The sequence below is a fragment of the Kitasatospora sp. NPDC058190 genome, assembly GCF_042883685.1.
GTDB lineage: Bacteria > Actinomycetota > Actinomycetes > Streptomycetales > Streptomycetaceae > Kitasatospora.
The window spans coordinates 1,562-18,299 of record NZ_JBHVVI010000025.1; the positions used below are offsets into that span (position 1 = coordinate 1,562).

At 74.5% G+C, this 16,738-nt stretch carries 16 protein-coding genes; 5 read left to right on the top strand and 11 right to left on the bottom strand.

Features of this window, described 5'->3' with window-relative positions:
• Positions 1 to 318: 318 nt before the first annotated feature.
• From ACFVWU_RS14370 to ACFVWU_RS14390, 5 genes are all read right to left on the bottom strand, one after another.
• Positions 319 to 1,101, bottom strand: a complete 783-nt coding sequence (locus tag ACFVWU_RS14370) for an alpha/beta fold hydrolase (RefSeq protein WP_387619699.1) — start codon at positions 1,099 to 1,101, stop codon at positions 319 to 321.
• 139 nt (positions 1,102 to 1,240) lie between these two features.
• Entirely contained in the window at positions 1,241 to 2,335 is a 1,095-nt protein-coding gene (locus ACFVWU_RS14375; protein WP_387619701.1) for a MerR family transcriptional regulator, read from the bottom strand.
• A gap of 34 nt (positions 2,336 to 2,369) precedes the next feature.
• On the bottom strand, positions 2,370 to 3,251 hold the full coding sequence (locus ACFVWU_RS14380) for an RNA polymerase sigma-70 factor (protein WP_387619704.1): 882 nt from the start codon (positions 3,249 to 3,251) through the stop codon (positions 2,370 to 2,372).
• A 34-nt stretch (positions 3,252 to 3,285) separates the two neighbouring features.
• Positions 3,286 to 3,498: a hypothetical protein gene (locus ACFVWU_RS14385; protein ID WP_387619707.1), complete on the bottom strand. Its 213-nt coding sequence runs from the start codon at positions 3,496 to 3,498 to the stop codon at positions 3,286 to 3,288.
• A complete protein-coding gene (locus tag ACFVWU_RS14390; RefSeq protein ID WP_387619710.1) occupies positions 3,495 to 6,644 on the bottom strand; it encodes an SNF2-related protein in 3,150 nt (1,049 codons plus the stop codon). The genes ACFVWU_RS14385 and ACFVWU_RS14390 overlap by 4 nt, the downstream gene beginning before the upstream one ends.
• A gap of 203 nt (positions 6,645 to 6,847) precedes the next feature.
• On the opposite strand from ACFVWU_RS14390, the gene ACFVWU_RS14395 reads away from it, so the two are divergent.
• Positions 6,848 to 7,468 (top strand): YceI family protein, encoded by a 621-nt coding sequence (locus ACFVWU_RS14395; RefSeq protein WP_387619713.1) that lies wholly within the window; start codon positions 6,848 to 6,850, stop codon positions 7,466 to 7,468.
• Positions 7,469 to 7,584: 116 nt separating this feature from the next.
• Here ACFVWU_RS14395 and ACFVWU_RS14400 read toward each other — a convergent pair whose 3' ends face one another.
• Positions 7,585 to 8,562 (bottom strand): LysR family transcriptional regulator, encoded by a 978-nt coding sequence (locus tag ACFVWU_RS14400; protein WP_387619716.1) that lies wholly within the window; start codon positions 8,560 to 8,562, stop codon positions 7,585 to 7,587.
• A 116-nt stretch (positions 8,563 to 8,678) separates the two neighbouring features.
• Here ACFVWU_RS14400 and ACFVWU_RS14405 point away from each other — a divergent pair, with 116 nt between their 5' ends.
• Both ACFVWU_RS14405 and ACFVWU_RS14410 read left to right on the top strand, forming a co-directional pair.
• Positions 8,679 to 9,962 carry an MFS transporter gene (locus ACFVWU_RS14405; RefSeq protein WP_387619719.1) on the top strand — a complete coding sequence of 428 codons (1,284 nt, stop codon included), beginning with the start codon at positions 8,679 to 8,681 and terminating at the stop codon, positions 9,960 to 9,962.
• Positions 9,963 to 9,971: 9 nt separating this feature from the next.
• Positions 9,972 to 10,451: a macro domain-containing protein gene (locus tag ACFVWU_RS14410; RefSeq protein ID WP_387619722.1), complete on the top strand. Its 480-nt coding sequence runs from the start codon at positions 9,972 to 9,974 to the stop codon at positions 10,449 to 10,451.
• Here ACFVWU_RS14410 and ACFVWU_RS14415 read toward each other — a convergent pair.
• Positions 10,436 to 11,014, bottom strand: a complete 579-nt coding sequence (locus tag ACFVWU_RS14415) for a GNAT family N-acetyltransferase (protein WP_387619726.1) — start codon at positions 11,012 to 11,014, stop codon at positions 10,436 to 10,438. The two genes, ACFVWU_RS14410 and ACFVWU_RS14415, sit on opposite strands and share 16 nt — an antisense overlap.
• Before the next feature lie 32 nt (positions 11,015 to 11,046).
• Between ACFVWU_RS14415 and ACFVWU_RS14420 the strand changes: the two genes are divergently transcribed.
• Positions 11,047 to 11,196 carry a hypothetical protein gene (locus tag ACFVWU_RS14420; protein WP_387619729.1) on the top strand — a complete coding sequence of 50 codons (150 nt, stop codon included), beginning with the start codon at positions 11,047 to 11,049 and terminating at the stop codon, positions 11,194 to 11,196.
• A gap of 10 nt (positions 11,197 to 11,206) precedes the next feature.
• Positions 11,207 to 12,007: a TetR family transcriptional regulator gene (locus ACFVWU_RS14425; protein WP_387619735.1), complete on the top strand. Its 801-nt coding sequence runs from the start codon at positions 11,207 to 11,209 to the stop codon at positions 12,005 to 12,007.
• Positions 12,008 to 12,084: 77 nt separating this feature from the next.
• Here the strand turns inward: ACFVWU_RS14425 and ACFVWU_RS14430 are convergent, their stop codons facing one another.
• From ACFVWU_RS14430 to ACFVWU_RS14445, 4 genes are all read right to left on the bottom strand, one after another.
• Entirely contained in the window at positions 12,085 to 13,365 is a 1,281-nt protein-coding gene (locus ACFVWU_RS14430; RefSeq protein ID WP_387619738.1) for a GNAT family N-acetyltransferase, read from the bottom strand.
• A gap of 41 nt (positions 13,366 to 13,406) precedes the next feature.
• A complete protein-coding gene (locus tag ACFVWU_RS14435; protein ID WP_387619741.1) occupies positions 13,407 to 13,928 on the bottom strand; it encodes a GNAT family N-acetyltransferase in 522 nt (173 codons plus the stop codon).
• Between the two features lie 162 nt (positions 13,929 to 14,090).
• On the bottom strand, positions 14,091 to 15,374 hold the full coding sequence (locus ACFVWU_RS14440) for a C40 family peptidase (RefSeq protein ID WP_387619744.1): 1,284 nt from the start codon (positions 15,372 to 15,374) through the stop codon (positions 14,091 to 14,093).
• 237 nt (positions 15,375 to 15,611) lie between these two features.
• On the bottom strand, positions 15,612 to 16,697 hold the full coding sequence (locus tag ACFVWU_RS14445) for a hypothetical protein (protein WP_387619747.1): 1,086 nt from the start codon (positions 16,695 to 16,697) through the stop codon (positions 15,612 to 15,614).
• Between the last annotated feature and the right edge of the window lie 41 nt (positions 16,698 to 16,738).

Sequence of the window (16,738 nt, forward strand, 5' to 3'; positions counted from 1 at the left end):
GGCGCCCGCCCCCGCGCGGCCGCGGGGGCGGGGGGGGGGGGGGGGGGGGGGGGGGGGGGGGGGGGGGGGGGGGGGGCCCGGGGGGGGGCCGCTCCGGGGGCTGGATGATTTTCAGACTGCCCATTCGGTGGGGTGGGGCGTGGGGTGCGGTGGCAGTCTGAAAATCACCCGTCACGCCCCTCTCCGGGCCACCCCCTGCGCCGCCCCCTCCCGCAGCGTGTCCCTCTCGCCAGAGGGAGGTACGGGGTGGGTGGGGCTAGAGGGAGGTACGGGGTGGGTGGGGGTGCTGGGGGGTGGGTTGGTGGAGGTGACGGGTGGTTAGGCCAGGTGGGGGAGGAGGAGGGCGGTGAGGTGGTGGGGGGTGCGCAGGGGGAGGTAGTGGTCGGCGTCGGGGAGCAGGTGGTGGTGGGCGCCGGGGATGTCGGTGGTGAGGCGTTGGGCGATGGCCGCGATCTCGGAGTGGTCGTGGGCGCCGTGGACGACCAGGGTGGGGGCGGTGATGCGGGTGAGGTGGGATTCGGCGTCGCGGGCCGGGGCACCGGCGAGGTGGTGCTCGCTGGTGATGCGGCGGGTCGCGTTCTCCCGGACCATCGTTTCGATCAGTGCTCCGCCGGGGGCGGTGCGGCCGAGGGCGGCCCAGACGGACAGTTCCAGGTCGGCGAGTGTTGCCGCGTCGCCGCGGCGGCGGGCCTCGGTGTAGGCGGAGGTGTCGGGGGACGGTGGCCAGTCGTGGCCGCTGACCGAGGCACCGATCAGGGCCAGGGCGGTGACCCGCTCGGGGTGGGCGAGGGTGAAGTCCAGGGCGGTCTCGCCACCCATGCTCAGGCCGACCAGGGCGGCACGGTCGAGGCCGAAGTGGTCCAGGACGGCGCGCAGGTCCTCGACGTCGTCGAAGGTCCGCTCCGGGGGCGTGGACCGGCCGAGGCCGCGGGCGTCGTAGCGGATCACGTCGTGGTGGCGGGACAGTTCGGGGACGACGGCGTCCCACAGTCGGGAGTCCATGCCGGAGCCGTGCAGCAGCACCACCGGGGTGCCGGCGCCGCGGCGTTCGGCCCACAGGTGGCCACCGTCGGGGGTCTGGACCTCGGAGTCGGTGCTCATGCGGAGGATCCTTGCAGAGCCGCTTCAGGAGCGGGGTTCGCGTGGGGCGGCGTTGACGGCGGCGGGCTGCGGGCGAGGACCGCGGGCGCGCCCCGTCCTTCGGTCCGGTCGCATCACGGGGGTGTCGAGGGGCCTGGGGTCACGCGGCGTCGGGGAGCCGGACGGGCATCAGAACGGAGAAGGTGCCTGCCCGGCCCGGGGTGCGGATGGCGAGCGGGGCGATCGGGCCGCCGAGTTCGAGCAGGAGCTGTTCGGGGTGGCCGGCGCGAAGGGCGTCGAGGAGGAAGTCGCGGTTGACGGCGACCTGGACGTCCCCGGCCGCGGGGGTGGTGGAGACGGTGAGGCGGCCGTCCTGGGTGAGGGTCAGGATGGTGACGGCGCAGTCGGTGCCCCGGGGGCCGGAGGGGAGGGTGCGGGTGGCGCCGGTCTCGACGGCGGCGCGCAGGTCGGCGGCGGGCAGGGTGATCCGGTGCTGCGGGTCGAGCCGGGTGAGGACGCGGTGGTCGGGGTAGTCGAAGTCGAGCGCGGCGCCCTCGATGCGGTGGCCGCCCGTCTCGGCGCGGAAGGTACCGGCGCCCAGGGTGAGCGTGACCTCGGCCGGGGCGGTGGGGAGCAGGGCGCGCAGGGCGTCCGCCAGCGGGGTCGGGACGATGGTGCCGGCGGTCGGCTGCTCGGGCGCGTCGGTGGCGGGGACCTCGGCGAGGGCCAGCCGGTAGCGGTCGGTGGCGACCAGGCGCAGCACCTGGCCGTCCGGTTCGAACAGCACTCCGGCGAGGGAGGGCAGTTCCGGGTCGCCGCAGACCGCGAAGCGGACCGCGTCCAGGGCGGCGGCCAGGCCGTCCGCGGGGACGGTGAGGCAGGTCTCGGTGGAGGTGGTGGTCATCGGCTGCTCCCTCTGGTCGATCATCGCGTGGATCAGGGAGAGCTCGCGGCGGGCGTCGGCCAGGCCGTCCTCCAGTCGGTGCAGGTGCGCGTCGAGGACCCGTCGGGCCTCGACGCTGCCGGGATCGGCGCCGAGCACGGCGCGGATGCCGGCCAGCGGCAGGCCGACCCGGCGCAGCCGGGCCAGCAGTCGGGCGTCGGCGAGTTGGGCGGGCCGGTACCAGCGGTAGCCGGTGTGCGGGTCGACCCAGGCGGGGGTGAGCACCTCGGCGCCGTCGTAGTAGCGCAGGGTGCCGACGCCCAGGCCGCTGTTGCGGGCCAGCTCGCCGATGCTGTGCAGCTCGCTCTCCATGCCGATGACTCTCCGGGCTCGACCTGGTCGACGGTCAAGCGAGGTGGGCGAGTTTCTGCGGGTTGCGGACGGCGTGGATCGCGGAGATCAACGGCTCGCCGTCCGGTCCCCGGGTGAAGTCGAAGACCGAGACGGAGTCGACGGCGCCGTGCACGGTGATCAGCACTCCGGGCTCGCCGTTGACCAGCACCGGGCGGGCGGCCGCGCCCTCGCCCAGCTTGTGGAGCAGGCCGAGGATGAAGCGGGCGACCTTCTCGGCGCCGGTGACCGGCCGCAGCGCGGCGGTGATCACGCCGCCGCCGTCGTTCCAGGAGGTGACGTCGGGGGCGAGCAGTTCGAGCATCCGGTTGAGGTCGCCGCCGACGCAGGCGGCCAGGAACTCGTCGGTGGCCCGGCGGCGCAGCTCCGGCGGGGCGTCGTAGCGGGGGCGGCGGGCGCGCACGTGGGCCCGGGCCCGGCTGCCGACCTGGCGGCAGGCGGCCTCGGTGCGGTCCAGGGCCTCGGCGATCTCCGGGTAGGAGAAGCCGAAGGCCTCCTTGAGGACGAACACCGCCCGTTCCAGCGGGGACAGGCTCTCCAGCACCACCAGCAGGGCGACCGAGACGGCCTCGGCGCGCTCGACGCCGTCGGTCGCGTCCGGCTCGGTGACCAGCGGCTCGGGCAGCCAGGGGCCGACGTAGGACTCGCGGCGGACGGCGGCCGAGTCGAGCCGGTTGAGGGCGAGGTTGGTGACCGTGCGGGCCAGGTAGCCGCCCGGGCTGGCGACCTGGCCGGCGACCTGGCTCCAGCGCAGCCAGGTGTCCTGGACCAGGTCCTCGGCGTCGGCGACGCTGCCGAGCATCCGGTAGGCGATGCCGAAGACCATCCGCCGGTGCTCTTCGAAGTCGGCCAGACGGGTCTCTGAAGTGTCGGTCACCCTCGGGACGTTACCGCACGGTAGACGGCGGGGTTCAGCCGCGGAAGGTGTCGTAGGCGGGGGCGAGCAGGGTGGCCAGGTCGCGGCCGTGCACGGTGATGCCGGAGCGGCCGAGGCGGCGCAGCGAGGGTTCGTCCGGCTCCTCGTCGGGCCGTTCGGGGCGCAGGGTGAAGTCGCCGCGCCAGTAGGCGGCGATGTTGACCATGGGCGCCCTCGACGCGATCGGGTACTGCGGCTGGTCGGTCACGCGTCCTCCTCGGCGACGGCGTCCTCGCGGGTGAGGGCGACGAGTTCGCGCAGGGCCCCGACCGGCAGGTCGGTCAGCCAGTGCTCCCCCTCGCCCACCACCGTGTCGGCCAACGAGCGTTTGGTGGTGAGGAGTTCGTCGATCCGCTCCTCGACGGTGCCGACGCAGACCAGACGACGGACCTGGACGTCCCGGCGCTGGCCGATCCGGAAGGCGCGGTCGGTGGCCTGCTCCTCGACCGCCGGGTTCCACCAGCGGTCGAGGTGGATCACCTGATTGGCAGCGGTCAGGTTGAGTCCGGTGCCGCCGGCCCGCAGCGAGAGCAGGAACACCCTTGGCCCGTCCGGTGATTGGAAGCGGCGGACCAGTTCCTCACGGCGGGCCCGGGGGACGCCGCCGTGCAGGAAGAGCACCTCCTCGCCGAGCCGGCGCTCCAGGTACGGGCGCAGCATGGTGCCGAACTCGGCGTACTGGGTGAAGACCAGCGTCCGGTCGCCCTCGGCCAGCGCCTCCTCCAGCAGTTCGGCGAGCCGGGCGACCTTGCCCGAGCGTTCGCCCAACGGCGAGCCGTCGTGCAGCAGTTGGGCCGGGTGGTTGCACACCTGCTTGAGCTTGCCGATCGCGGCCAGCACGGTGCCGCGCCGCTCCACGCCCCGGATGCCCTCGACCCGCTGCAGCAGGTCGGCGACCACGGCCTGGTAGAGGCCGGCCTGCTCGGCGGTGAGGTTGCACCAGACGGTCATCTCCTGCTTGGCGGGCAGTTCGACCGCGACCGCCGGGTCGGACTTGAGCCGACGCAGCACGAACGGGGCGGTGCGGCGCCGGAGTTCGGAGGTGCGCTCGGGGCTGCGGTGCAGTTCGACCGGGATCGCGTAGCGCTCCTTGAAGCGCTCGGCCGGGCCGAGCAGGCCGGGGTTGGCGAAGTCCAGGACGGCGTGGAGTTCGGCGAGCCGGTTCTCCACCGGGGTGCCGGTCAGGGCGATCCGGTGGCGGGTGACGGGCAGCGCGCGGATCGCGCGGGACTGCGCGGTACCGGTGTTCTTGATGTACTGCGCCTCGTCGGCGACCACCCGGCGCCAGCGGATCGCGCGCAGGGCGGCGAGGTCGCGCTGGACCAGCCCGTAGGTGGTGATGACCAGGTCCACGCCCCGTACGGCTTCGGCGAGTTGCTCCGCGCCGAGGCGGTCGGTGCCGTGGTGGACGTGGCGCCGCAGGCCGGGGGTGAAGCGCTCGGCCTCGCGCTGCCAGTTGCCGACCAGGGACATCGGGCAGACCAGCAGGGTGGGGCCGGTGGCGCCCTCGGCCCGTTCGGCGGCCAGCAGGGCGAGGGTCTGCACGGTCTTGCCGAGGCCCATGTCGTCGGCCAGCACGGCGCCGAGGCCGAGCCCGGACATCGTGCGCAGCCAGGCCAGGCCGCGCCGCTGGTACGGGCGCAGCTCGGCGCGGAAGTCCGGCGGCAGCGCGAGGGCATCGGGGTCGGCTGGCTCGGCGGCGGCGCGGCCGGCCAGCAGGTCGCCGAGCGGGCCGTCGGCGCGGACGCCGGTGACCGGCAGTCCGGCGACGGTCGCCTCGGGGTCGAGGGCGAGCCGCAGCAGGTCGGCGGCGGCCAGCAGGCCGTCGCGCTGCTCGGTGAGGAAGGTGAGGGCGGCGGCGATCTGTGCCGGGTCGGCCTCCAGCCAGGTGCCCCGGACCCGCACCAGGCCCTGTTTGGCGGCGGCGAGTTCGGCGATTTCCTGTTCGGTGAGCGGGGTGCCGTCCGGGCCGAGCGCGACCTGCCAGCGGAAGGCGACCACGGCGTCCCGGTCGACCTGGCTGGTGACGGCGAGGGTGCCGGGCGCGGGCGGGGTGACGGCGCGCAGGGCGAGCCCGAGCCGGGGGCGGCGGCGCCACCAGGCGGGCAGCAGCACCCCGAAGCCGTTCCCGGCGAGCGCGGGCGCGGCGGCGCGCAGGAAGTCGAGCGCGCCGGCCCGGTCGAGCGGGAGGGCGGACGGACGGGGGCGGTGGCGCAGCCCGTCCAGGGCGGGCCAGCGGTGGGCGGCGCGGGCGAGTTCCGCGACCAGGACGTCGGCGGGTTCCCGGCCGTCCGTGGTCCTGCGGGCGAGCGCGGCGTGCGCGGCGCCGCCCTCGTGCAGGTCGGCGGCACGGACCAGCAGGGAGGGTTCGTCGACGGCCTGGAGCAGGAACTCCAGCTGCCAGGCGTCGTCGGAGGGACGGCCCTCGGGGTCGTCCGGGTCGGGGCCGAGCGGTTCGAGCAGGCGGAAGCAGAGCCGCAGCGCGGGGTCCGCGGGTTCGGCGGCGGCGTACCAGGCGTCGATCCGGTGGCGCAGTTCGGCGAAGTCCTCGGCCGGGACGTCGCCGAGTTCGCCGGAGGGGGTGGCGAGGGCGCGCAGCCAGCGGTCGGCGGTGGCGGCGCCGGCCGCGGGAAGGGGCTGGTCGGCGAGTGCGGCGCGGGCCTCGGCGTCCACCAGGGCGCCGAGGGCGGCGTCCAGCAGGGCCTCTCCCGTTCCGGCGCCGGTGGGCCACTCCCCCAGCAGCACCGGCGGGCAGCCCGCCGCCAGCGCGGCGGCCTCGCGGCGCCCGGCCGGGGTGGGGTCGGGCCGCCAGCGGGCCTGCGGGCGGCCGTCGGCCGACACGGGCAGCGGCAGCAGCCGGCCCCGGCCGACCGCGCGCCAGGCGAGGTCGTGCACCCCGGTGAGCCAGCGCAGCGAGGGGCCGTACACCACCTCGACCCGGCCGGTGCCGGGCAGGTCGGCGCCGGTGACCGCCCAGTGCGGGTCGTGCACCTCGCCGAGCAGTTGGGCGGCGGCCGCGGCGTCGAAGAGCAGTGCCGGGACCCGCCAGGGGGTGAGGACGGCGCCGCCGCGCGGCGGGGTGACCGGCAGGTCGGGCGAGGGGGCGGGCAGGGTGCCGACGGTGGGCAGCAGCAGGGTGGCCCAGCGTTCGGGGGCCTGGCTGGCGAGCCAGCCGAGGCCGGGTCCGATGCCGCCGAGCACGGTGGCCAGTTCGCCGGCCGGGCAGGCGTAGGGATGGGCGCGCGGGGCGGGCCGGTCGGGCTGCGGTTCGGCGGCGCCGGGGTGGGTGCGGGCGTCCTCGGCCCAGAGCGCGAGCCGTCCGTCCGCCCGCCAGAGCGCGTGCAGGACGAACATGAGGGGCCTCTCGGGGCGGGGGAACCGGTTCTTCGCAGCCTAGCCGCGTGGTCCGACAACGGCCGTCGGGCCGGGCTGCGGGACCGATCGGGTGAATCAGGAAGAAAGCCCCACAGCTGTGGTTGAAAATTGAACGACAGCGTCGTACGCTGGAGCCAAGAAGTTGAAGCCTAAACAAATGGCTTCGAACCCGAGGAGGAGCCATGGGCCTGTTCAACCGCACCAAGACCGCCACCACCGCCCCCGTCGCCACCGTCGCCGTCCAGAAGCCGGCCGGCCCGGACCTGTCGCACCTGACCGGCGACTGGACGATCGACGCCATGCACAGCGAGATCGGCTTCTCGGTCCGCCACGCGATGGTCACCAACGTCAAGGGCCGCTTCACCGAGTACGACGGCAACCTCCACCTCGACGGCGCCACGCCGGGCAACTCCTCGGCGGACCTGGTGATCAAGGTCGCCAGCATCGACACCAACCAGGCCCAGCGCGACGAGCACCTGCGCACCGGCGACTTCTTCGCCGCCGACACCTACCCGGAGATCCGCTTCCGCAGCACCGCCACCGAGCAGCTCGGCGACGGCTCCTACCGGATGACCGGCGAGCTCACCATCAAGGACACCACCCGCCCGGTGGTCCTGGATCTCGAGCACACCGGCAGCGCCACCGACGCCTACGGCGCCGAGCGGGTCGGCTTCGAGGGCAAGACGGTCGTGGACCGCACCGCCTTCGGCCTGACCTACAACGCGGCCCTGGAGACCGGCGGCGTGCTGATCGGCGAGAAGGTCAAGCTCAGCTTCGACATCTCCGCCGTCAAGGCGGCCTGACCCGGCCGTCCACGGCCCCGGCGGCCCGGCGGCCCCTGCCGCCGCCCACCGACCGCCGCCCCTGCCCACACCCCCGGGGCAGGGGCGGCTTCCCGCGCTCCTGCCGGCGCCGCGTCCTACCCGCCGACCAGTGCCGCGTCCGCCGACGGCAGCCAGCTGCCCCGAGGGCGGCGCAACCAGCCCTCGGCCGTACCGAGTTCAGCCGCCGCCCCGACAAGCGCCCGCAGGCCCGGATGCCGCTCACCGGGCCGGTGCACCAGGCTGACCAGGCTCAGCGGCACCGGCTCCACCAGCGGCACGTTCACCGCCCCCGGGATCCTCGGACCGCCGACCGTGGTCAGCATCGGGTCACCGTGCCGGGCCAGGTAGCGGGCGGTCTCGTCCAGGCCCACCGGCGGGACGTACGGCGCGGCGGCGGTGAGGCCGTGCTCGCGCAGCAGCCGCTCGCCGAGGTCGGTCCACTCGGTGGTGGCCGGGTTGCCCGCGCAGATGTCGACGGGGTGCCCGGCCAGCTCCGCCAGCCGCAGCACCGGGCGGCCGGCCAGCGGGTGGGTGTCCGCCATCATCACCGAGATCCGCTCCAACCTCACTGGCAGCTGGGCGAGTTGGCCGCGCACCGGGGCGGGCAGGCCGGCGAAGCGGCCGAAGGAGGCGTCCAGCCGGTGCGCCAGCAATTCGGCGGCGGCCACGGCCAGTCCACCGTGGAAGCGGGCCAGCAGCTCGCCCTCCGGCCAGTCGGCGCGGGCCCGTTCGAGCACCCGGTCGGCGGTCAGGTCGGGGCCGGTGACATCGCTGTTGAGGTCGAGCAGCAGCGGCCGGGCGGTGGCCCCGGTTCCGGCCTCGGCGAGGATCTCGTCGTGCAGGGCGAGGAGCCGGCGCACCCGGGGCAGCAGCCGCCGCCCGGCCGGGGTGAGCTCGACGCTGCGGGTGGTGCGGGTGAACAGCGCCTCGCCGAGCAGCCCCTCCAGGGAGCGGACGTCCCGACTGAGCGCCTGCTGGGCGACGTGCAGCCGCTCGGCGGCCCGGCCGAAGTGCAGTGTCTCGGCGGTCACGAGGAAGCCGCGGAGCAGTCGGGGGTGCAGGTCACGGGGCATGCCCGGCAGATTAACAACACGGTGTTGTGAGTACGGCGAAACAGGTGTTGGACGCCCGGCCGCCACCGCCGCCAGGCTTGGCGCATCCCCCTCCGTCCTGATTCCCAGGAGCCCGCTTGCCCTCGCCCGCCCTCCTCGCCTCCTACCGCCGGCTGTTCTCGGCCCCCGGCGCCGCCGCCTTCACCCTGGCCGGGCTGCTCGGCCGGCTCGCGCTGTCGATGAACGGCGTCTCGCTGGTGGTACTGCTCGCCGAGCGGCGCGGCTCGTACGCGCTGGCCGGGACGGTCTCGGCGGCCGGGCTGGTCACCGGAGCGATCGGGATGCCGCTGCTCGGACGGCTGGTGGACCGCTACGGGCAGTCGCGGGTGGCCGTACCGGCCGCGCTCTACAACGCCGTCCCGCTGCTCGCCCTGCTGCTCTGCGTCCGGCTCGGCGCACCGGACTGGACGCTGTACGCCTGCTGGGCGGCCTGCGCGGCCGCACCCAACCTCGGCGGCATGGCCCGGGCCCGCTGGGCGCACCTGTACCGGGACGACCCGGCCGCCCGGCACCTGGCCAACTCCCTCGAACAGGCCCTGGACGAGCTGTGCTTCATGGCCGGGCCGGTGCTCGCGATGCTGCTCTGCACGACGCTCGTCCCGGAGGCCGGACTGCTCACCGCCGGCACCCTCGGCACCACCGGCGCCCTGCTGTTCGCCGCCCAGCGGCGCACCGAACCGCCGCTTCCCGCACGGGCTTCGGCCGAGCAGCGGCACGGCTCCCCGCTGCGGGTGCCCGGGCTGCGGGTGCTGGTGCTGACCTTCCTGGCCACCGGCATGGTCTTCGGCGCGACCGAGATCACCACGGTGGCCTACGCCGACGCGCTCGGTCACAAGGCGGCGGCCGGCGGACTGCTGGCCCTGGTCGCGGCCGGCTCCTGCGCGGCCGGGCTGCTGTTCGGTCTGCTGACCCCGCGTCGGGCACCCGGCACGCGCTTCCTGGCCGGGGCGGCCGCGATGGCCGGGATGCTGCTGCTGCCGCTCGCGGCCGGGCTGGGCGGGGCCGGGCTCGGGGTGCTCGGGGTGGTGCTGTTCGCCGCGGGCACGGCCACCGCGCCGACCATGGTGACCGGGATGACGCTGGTCCAGGAGCTGCTGCCGCAGCGGCAGTTCAACGAGGGGATGGCGGTGGCGGTGTCCGGCATCGTGGTCGGCATCTCGGCCGGCGCGGCGCTCGCCGGGACGGTCGCCGAGCACGCCGCCCCCGGCACCGGCTACGCCCTGCCGGCCTCGGCCGCCGCACTCGCCCTGCTGATCGCGCTGGCCGGGCGGCGGCACCTGATGGCGCGAAAGGGGCCGGCCGCGGCGCGAAAGGAGCAGGCGCCGGAAAATCCCGAGCGGGTTGTCAGTGCCTCCGTCTAACTTCGAGGCATGGCGGAAATCACCTACGTCCAAGGCGATGCCACCACGCCCCGTGGCAAGGGCGTGAAGGTGATCGCGCACGTCTGCAACGACCTCGGCGGCTGGGGCAAGGGCTTCGTGCTCGCGCTCTCCAGACGCTGGCCCGAGCCCGAGGCGGCGTTCCGACGCTGGCACCGGGAGCGGGCGAAGAACGACTTCGGCCTCGGCGCCCTGCAGTTGGTGCAGGTCGAGCCGTACGTCTGGGTGGCCAACCTGGTCGGCCAGCGCGGCATCCGGACCGGGCGCTCCACCGGAGTGCCGGTGCGGTACGAGGCCATCGACACCGCGCTGGCCGCCCTGGGTGAGCGCGCGCTCGAACTCGGCGCCTCCGTCCACATGCCGCGGATCGGCTGCGGACTGGCGGGCGGGCGCTGGGCCAGGGTCGAGCCGCTGGTGGCGGCCCGGCTGACGGCGCGCGGCATACCGGTGACGGTCTACGACGTCGACTGACCGCTGGTCGACGTCCGGCCGGAGGCCGGCCCGGGCGCGGCCGGCCAGGCGTACACGTACTCGGGCAGCAGGTGGCCGCCCGGGAAGACGCCCTCCTGCGCCCTGATCCGCACTCCGCCCTCGCGCTCGTAGAAGGCGACCGCGCGGGTGTTGCCGCTCAGCACCTCCAGGTACAGCTCGGCGCCGGGGTGCCGCTCGGCGACGTCGGCGCGGGCTGCGGCCAGCAGTTCGCGGCCGATCCCGCCGCCGGTGCGGCCGGGGCGGACGTGCAGGTTGTCCACCAGTACCCGGCCGTCGGGCTGGGGCACCAGATAGACGAACCCGGCCGTCTCACCGGCCTGTTCGGCGATCAGCAGGACCGGAGCGTTCTCCGGCTCACCGTAGTCCGCCGCCAGGCGCAGCTCCCACAGCTCGCGCCGCTGGGCGGCCAGTCCGTCCCCGATCGCCTCGTCGGGGACGATCCCCCGGTACGTGGTGCGCCAGCTGTCGGCATGCAGCTCGGCGACGTGCGCGGCGTCCTGCGCTCCGCCGTGCCGGATGGTGGTCTGTCCTGAACCGATCATGTGACGAGCCTCCCACAACAATGGAGTTGAACATGTTCAATCGAACCCGCTACAGTTCCCACCAGCTTTTGAACGCGTTCGAAATCACGGGGGCGGTGGTCGCGGTACCGGATGCGGAGGGGGCATCCGGTGCCGCGAGCACCGACAACACCGACACCGGATGGAACGTCGTCTCCGGCTAGGCTCGTGCACGTGGACGACCTGGCAGCGACGAACCGAACGGACGGCGAGAAGGGTGCGGCCGAGCTTGCGGCCGCACCCGGCACGGACACCGGGCCCATGCCCGGCGGCCGGGCACAGCCGAAGACCGACAAGAGCGAGGCGACCCGGGCGCTCATCCTGGAGACGGCCATGCGGCTGTTCCAGGAACGGGGCTACGAGAAGACCACGATGCGCGCGATCGCCACCGAGGCGGGCGTCTCGGTGGGCAACGCCTACTACTACTTCTCGGCAAAGGAATTCCTGATCCAGGGGTTCTACGACCGGATGACCCACGACCACGCGGCCGACGCCAGGCGCCGCATGGCCCACACCCGGGACTTCGCCGAGCGGCTGCAGATCGCGTTGGCCTCCTGGCTGGACACGGCCGCCCCGTACCACGAGTTCGCCGCGCAGTTCTTCCGCACCGCGGCCGACCCGACCAGCTCGCTGAGCCCGTTCTCCAACGAGTCCCACCCGGCCCGGGCGACGGCGGTCGAGCTGTTCCGCGAGGTCCTCCAGGGCTCCGACCTGGCACCGAAGCTGGACGCCGAACTGGGCGAGCTGCTGCCCGACGTGCTCTGGCTGCACCTGATGATCGTCGTCCTCTACTGGGTCTTCGACCGGACCGAGGACACCGAGCGGACCAGGGAGTTCGTCCGGCGCTCGACCCCGATGGCGGCCCGGCTGATCAACCTCTCGCGCTACCGGGTGTTCCGGCCGATCGTGCGCGACGCCAAGGGGCTGATCCAGGATTTCATCCTGCCCACGATCGGCAAGACGGCCGTCAAGTAGCGCTTCCGCCACGGATCTTGTGGCACGCCGGAGGCCGGCCCGCGAAGCGCGGGCCGGCCCGGGTGTGTACGGGCGGCTCAGAACTCGGTCGGCGTCCAGGCCTGCAGCGGGGCGCGCAGCAGCAGGTCGGCGGCGGCTGCCGCGCCCGGGCGCAGCTCGGTGAGCAGGGCGGCCGCGGCCAGCCTCGGAGCCGTCTCGGAGCCCAGGTAGAGCGATCCCAACTCGGAGGCTCCGAGGGCGAGATCGGCGTCGTCGGTGGTCCGGGTGCAGCGGCCGGTGCCGTCCCCGGCGACCTCGATCGCGAAGCGGCCGGAGGCGTAACCGAGCTGGTCCTCGACCTCCAGCACGACCCGGCCGGAGGCGCCGTACGTCCGGGCGTTGAACGCGGCCTCGACGTCCAGCAGTCGCAGCCACATGGCGTCGGAGTTCTCCTCGCTCGGCGTCGCCGCGCGCGGGTCCTGGAGCAGCAGCGGCAGCGGGTCGTCCGGGGAGAGGCTCTCCACCACGACCTTGCGCACCCAGTCGACGGAGAGGACCAGCCGCCACAGCTCGGCCACGGTGGGCAGGTCGAGGGCGATGAACTCGTCCACGGTGAGCACCGAGTCGGGGTAGGCCCCGTCCCACTTGTGCTCGACCCGGTAGACCACCAGGCCGGTGACCTCGCCGTCGGCGTCCCGGTGGACGGCGGTGAACGGCTCCTTGAAGTCGCTGCCCGGCACCCGGATCTCGTTGGTGCGGCGCTGCCACCAGATCTCGCCCCGGGTGATCGCGCCCGGCTGGGTGAGCCGCCAGCGGTCGTACAGCTCGGCACCGAACTCGCGCTGCTCGGCCAGGGTCACGAAGTCGATTCGGCCGCCGGGCACGCCCGGCAGGCCCTCGCGCAGACCGCGGGTGCGCCCCAGGTCGATGTTCCAGCCGCAGCCCCACGTGGCCGGGCCGAAGCCGAAGCGGCCGTAGATGTTGTACTCGGCGGCCATCAGGACGGCGACCGCGCAGCCGCGCTCGGCGGCGGAGGCGAGGTCGCGCCGCATCATCGCGCTGAGCAGGCCCCGGCGGCGGTGCGTCGCGCTGACCGTGACGTTGGTGATCGCGTCGGCCTGGACGACGGCCCCGCCGGGGACGGTCAGTTCGACGTCGAAGCTGCGGTAGGTGGCGATCTGGCGGTCCCCGTCGAACCCGGCCAGCATCCGGCCCGGCTCCCACTGCATGCGGCGCAGCTCCGGCGCGACACCCGCGTGCGGACGCAGGAAGCCGAAGTTGAGCGCCCGGTTCCAGGCCTCCACCTCCTCCACGGAGACGGCTCGGACCTGGAGCCCGTTCACGGTGTCAACGGAGGTGTCATCGATGGCGTTGCCCATCGGGCCACCGTACGGCGGTGGCCCGATGGGCGGCATCCGATTTATTCCGTGCCCGACCCGGTGTGCTCCCCCGGCGTCACGACCCAGTGGTTGGTGCGCAGGATCCGGTCCGCGAAGTCGAGGTCGCGTTCGCCGAGCAGCCGGAAGCCGAGCGCCCGGCAGATCCCGTTGGACGGGCCGTTGGTCACCCCGGGGTTGGCGTGCACCTCGCCCCAGCGGCCGTCCTCGGCGGCGGCGTCCAGCAGTTCACGCACCGCCGCCTTGGCGAGGCCCCGGCCCTGGTACTCGGGCAGCACCATCCAGCCGATCTCGGTGACGACGGTGCCGTCCTCCTCCTCCTGCCAGAGCACGATCGTGCCGGCCGCCCCGCCGTCCTCGGCGCCGTCCGGGACGATCACCTTGATCCAGGCGCTGTCCGCCGCCGCCAGTTCGATGTCCTTGCGCAGCCGCGCCTCCACCTTCTCCCGCGGCAGCGGCCCGCCCAGCTCGGCCATCATCGCCTCGTCGCACCGCATCCGGACGTACGCCTCGATGTCGCCCGCTTCGATGTTCCGCAACCGCATGATGCCTCCTCAGAAGTGGTCGGGGCGGCCACGTTAGCGTCCGTCGCCGACATCGGCGCCCGGCCGCCGATCCGACGGTCTCATGGTGCTTCGGGAGACACCCGACGGTTCGCAGGGGTGGACAGGTCTCAGGGGTGGACGGGTCTCAGGGGTGGACGGGTCTCAGGGGCGGGCGTAGAAGTCCGGGGTGCCCATGATCCAGAGGCTGGCCTGTTTGACCGGCATGCCGACGCGGGGGGCCTCGATCATCTGGTCGTCGCCGATGTAGAGGCCGACGTGGTGGATGTCGGCGGCCCGGCCGGTGTCGGTCCAGAAGACCAGGTCGCCGGGGCGCAGTTGGCGGTAGGTGATCGGGGTGGACTGGGCGTACTGGTCGGCGGCGAAGTGGTTGAGCTCCTTGCCGCCGGTGCGCCAGGCCATCATGGTCAGCCCCGAGCAGTCGTAGCCCTCCGGGCCCTCCCCGCCCCAGATGTACGGAAGGCCGATCTTGGAACGGGCGAAGGCCACGGCGGCGGCCGCTCCCTCGGCGGACCAGGGGCGGGCGTCCGGCGGCACCGCCGGGGTCTTGGCCGCGGCGGCGGCAGCGGCTGCCGCCTCGGCGTCGCGGGCGGCCCGTTCGGCGGCGGCGCGGGCGGCCGCCTCCGCCTCGCGGGCGGCGATCGCCTCCAGGGCCTCGCGGCGCTTGCGCTCCAGCTCGACGGTGGTGTCCCGGGCGGCGGCCAGGTCGGCGAGCAGGCGTTCCCGGCGCTGGGTGGCGGCGGCGACCTCGCCCTGCTGGGCGGCCAGCCGCTGCCCGGCCCGCGCCTTGGCGGCGCCGACCTCGGCCGCGGCCTTCTCGGCGGCCGCGGTGGCGGTGCGGGCGGTGGCGGAGGCGGCCTTGGCGGCGGCGGCCGTGGAGGTGGCGGCGTCCAGGATCTGCCGGGTGCGCTCGCTGGCCACGCCGACCGCGGCCGCCCGGTCGCCGGCCTCGCGCGGACCGCGGGCGCCGAGCAGGGCGTTGAGCGCGGACAGTTCGGCGCCCGCGCCCTGGCGGTACGTTTCGGCGGCCAGTCCGGCGGCGGCCTCGGCGGCCTCGGAGCGCTCGGCCTCGGCGGCGGCCGCGCGCCGGGCGGCCGCGGTCTCCTCGGCGCGGGCCCGGGTGAGGGCGAGCTGGGCGCCGTTGTAGGCCTCGACGGCCTGTTCGGCGCCGCGGCCGGCCCGGTCGAGTTCGGTCCGGGCGGCGGTGAGCGCGGCCTCCAGGGCGGCGACCGTGGCGGCCTTGCCGTCGGCCTCGGCACGGGCCCGGTCGATCTCCTCGCTGGTCGGGTACGGGTCCGCTCCCCCGGCTTCTCCCCGGGCCTGGCCGGCCGCCGGTTCGGGGTCGGCGGGGGCGGCCTGGGCGGCGGGGAGCAGCCCGAGCAGGGCGGTGAGGGACAACAGGAGGGTCGGCAGGAGCCTGCGCGCCACGAGACATCCCTTCTCACGGGTCCGGAGGGGACGGCGGCGGACGCCGAGCGGCGCGCGGAAGGGCGGCCGGGTGGCAGGCAGTCCGACGAATCATCCCATCACATGACAGAACGGTCACGCGCTGATCATGTTCTCAACTCCGGCGCTTTTCACACCTCGAACGCACTCCGCCAGCCGGGTGACCATCCGATGATCCGACCGGACGTCAACTCCCGCCGGGCGCGCACGGCATACGAACTACCGGTGGATCCGGCGGGTCCGCGTCCGCAGGTGGGGGTGTCGCTCGGGCCGGCGCTCCTGCCCGGTCGGGCCGAGCGCGTACGTCCGATTGCGCCCGGCCCGGACCGTACGGCGGCGCTGCTTCGCCCTTCGGGAACGGCCCGGACCGCTGCCGGAGGCGCCCTCCACCGGCTGCGCCTGCGCCGTGGGCGGGTGCGCCGCCGCCCCGGCGGCGGCCGCCGAGCGCCGGTCGGCCAGCCGGGCCTGGCGGCGGGCCAGCGCCCGGGCGGCGTGCGCGTCGAGGTGGGCGGAGGCCCGGGCGGCCATTCGCTCGGCGACCCGGTGGGCGGCCGGGTGGTTGGCGGGCACCTTGTCGGGGGCACCGGCGATCAGGTCGAAGAGCCAGGTGCGGGCCCGGTCGGCGCGCCGGTGCAGCAGGCGCTCACGCCGCAGCGCACGCGCCCGGCGCCGGGAGCGCGGCTTGTACCGCCAGCGGGCCCACGGGCTGCTCGGACGGGCCAGCCGGATCGCGCCGATCCAGGACAGGCCGGGGATCATGATCCCGAGCAGGCCGGTCCACATCTTGCCCTTGAGCAGGGAGATCACCGAGGCCAGCGCGTTCACCGAGATCACCGTGATCAGGCCCCACCGGGTCTCCTCGCCGGGCAGGGCGCCGAACGGCACGTACCCGATCAGCAGCAGGGCGGTGAACAGGATCCCGAAGATCACCGCGTCCACCGACTTGCGGCCCTGCTCGCTCCAGTACACGTCGTCCAGGTGCAGGATCAGCGCGAACTCGTCCAGCACCAGGCCGCAGCCGATGCCGAAGAGCAACCCGAACCAGTTGATCCACGGGGTCCCGCCGTGGGTCGCGAACACCCCGATGCCGCCGACCAGCAGGAAGCCCAGGCCGAACACCATGTGGTGGATGTGCAGGCCGCCCGGGGTGACGTTGCCGGGCCACCAGCGCACCTGGGCGCGGATCATCCGCACGCTGAAGCGGATGAAGACGAAGGAGGTGATGAAGCCGACCAGCAGCAGGAACAGCGGTTGCTTGTGCGCGTTGACGATGTGCTCGCGGTAGCCGTCCAGCAGTGTGGTCATGGGTCTTACCTTCGTTCCTGGTCCTGCGTCCTGCCCGCCGT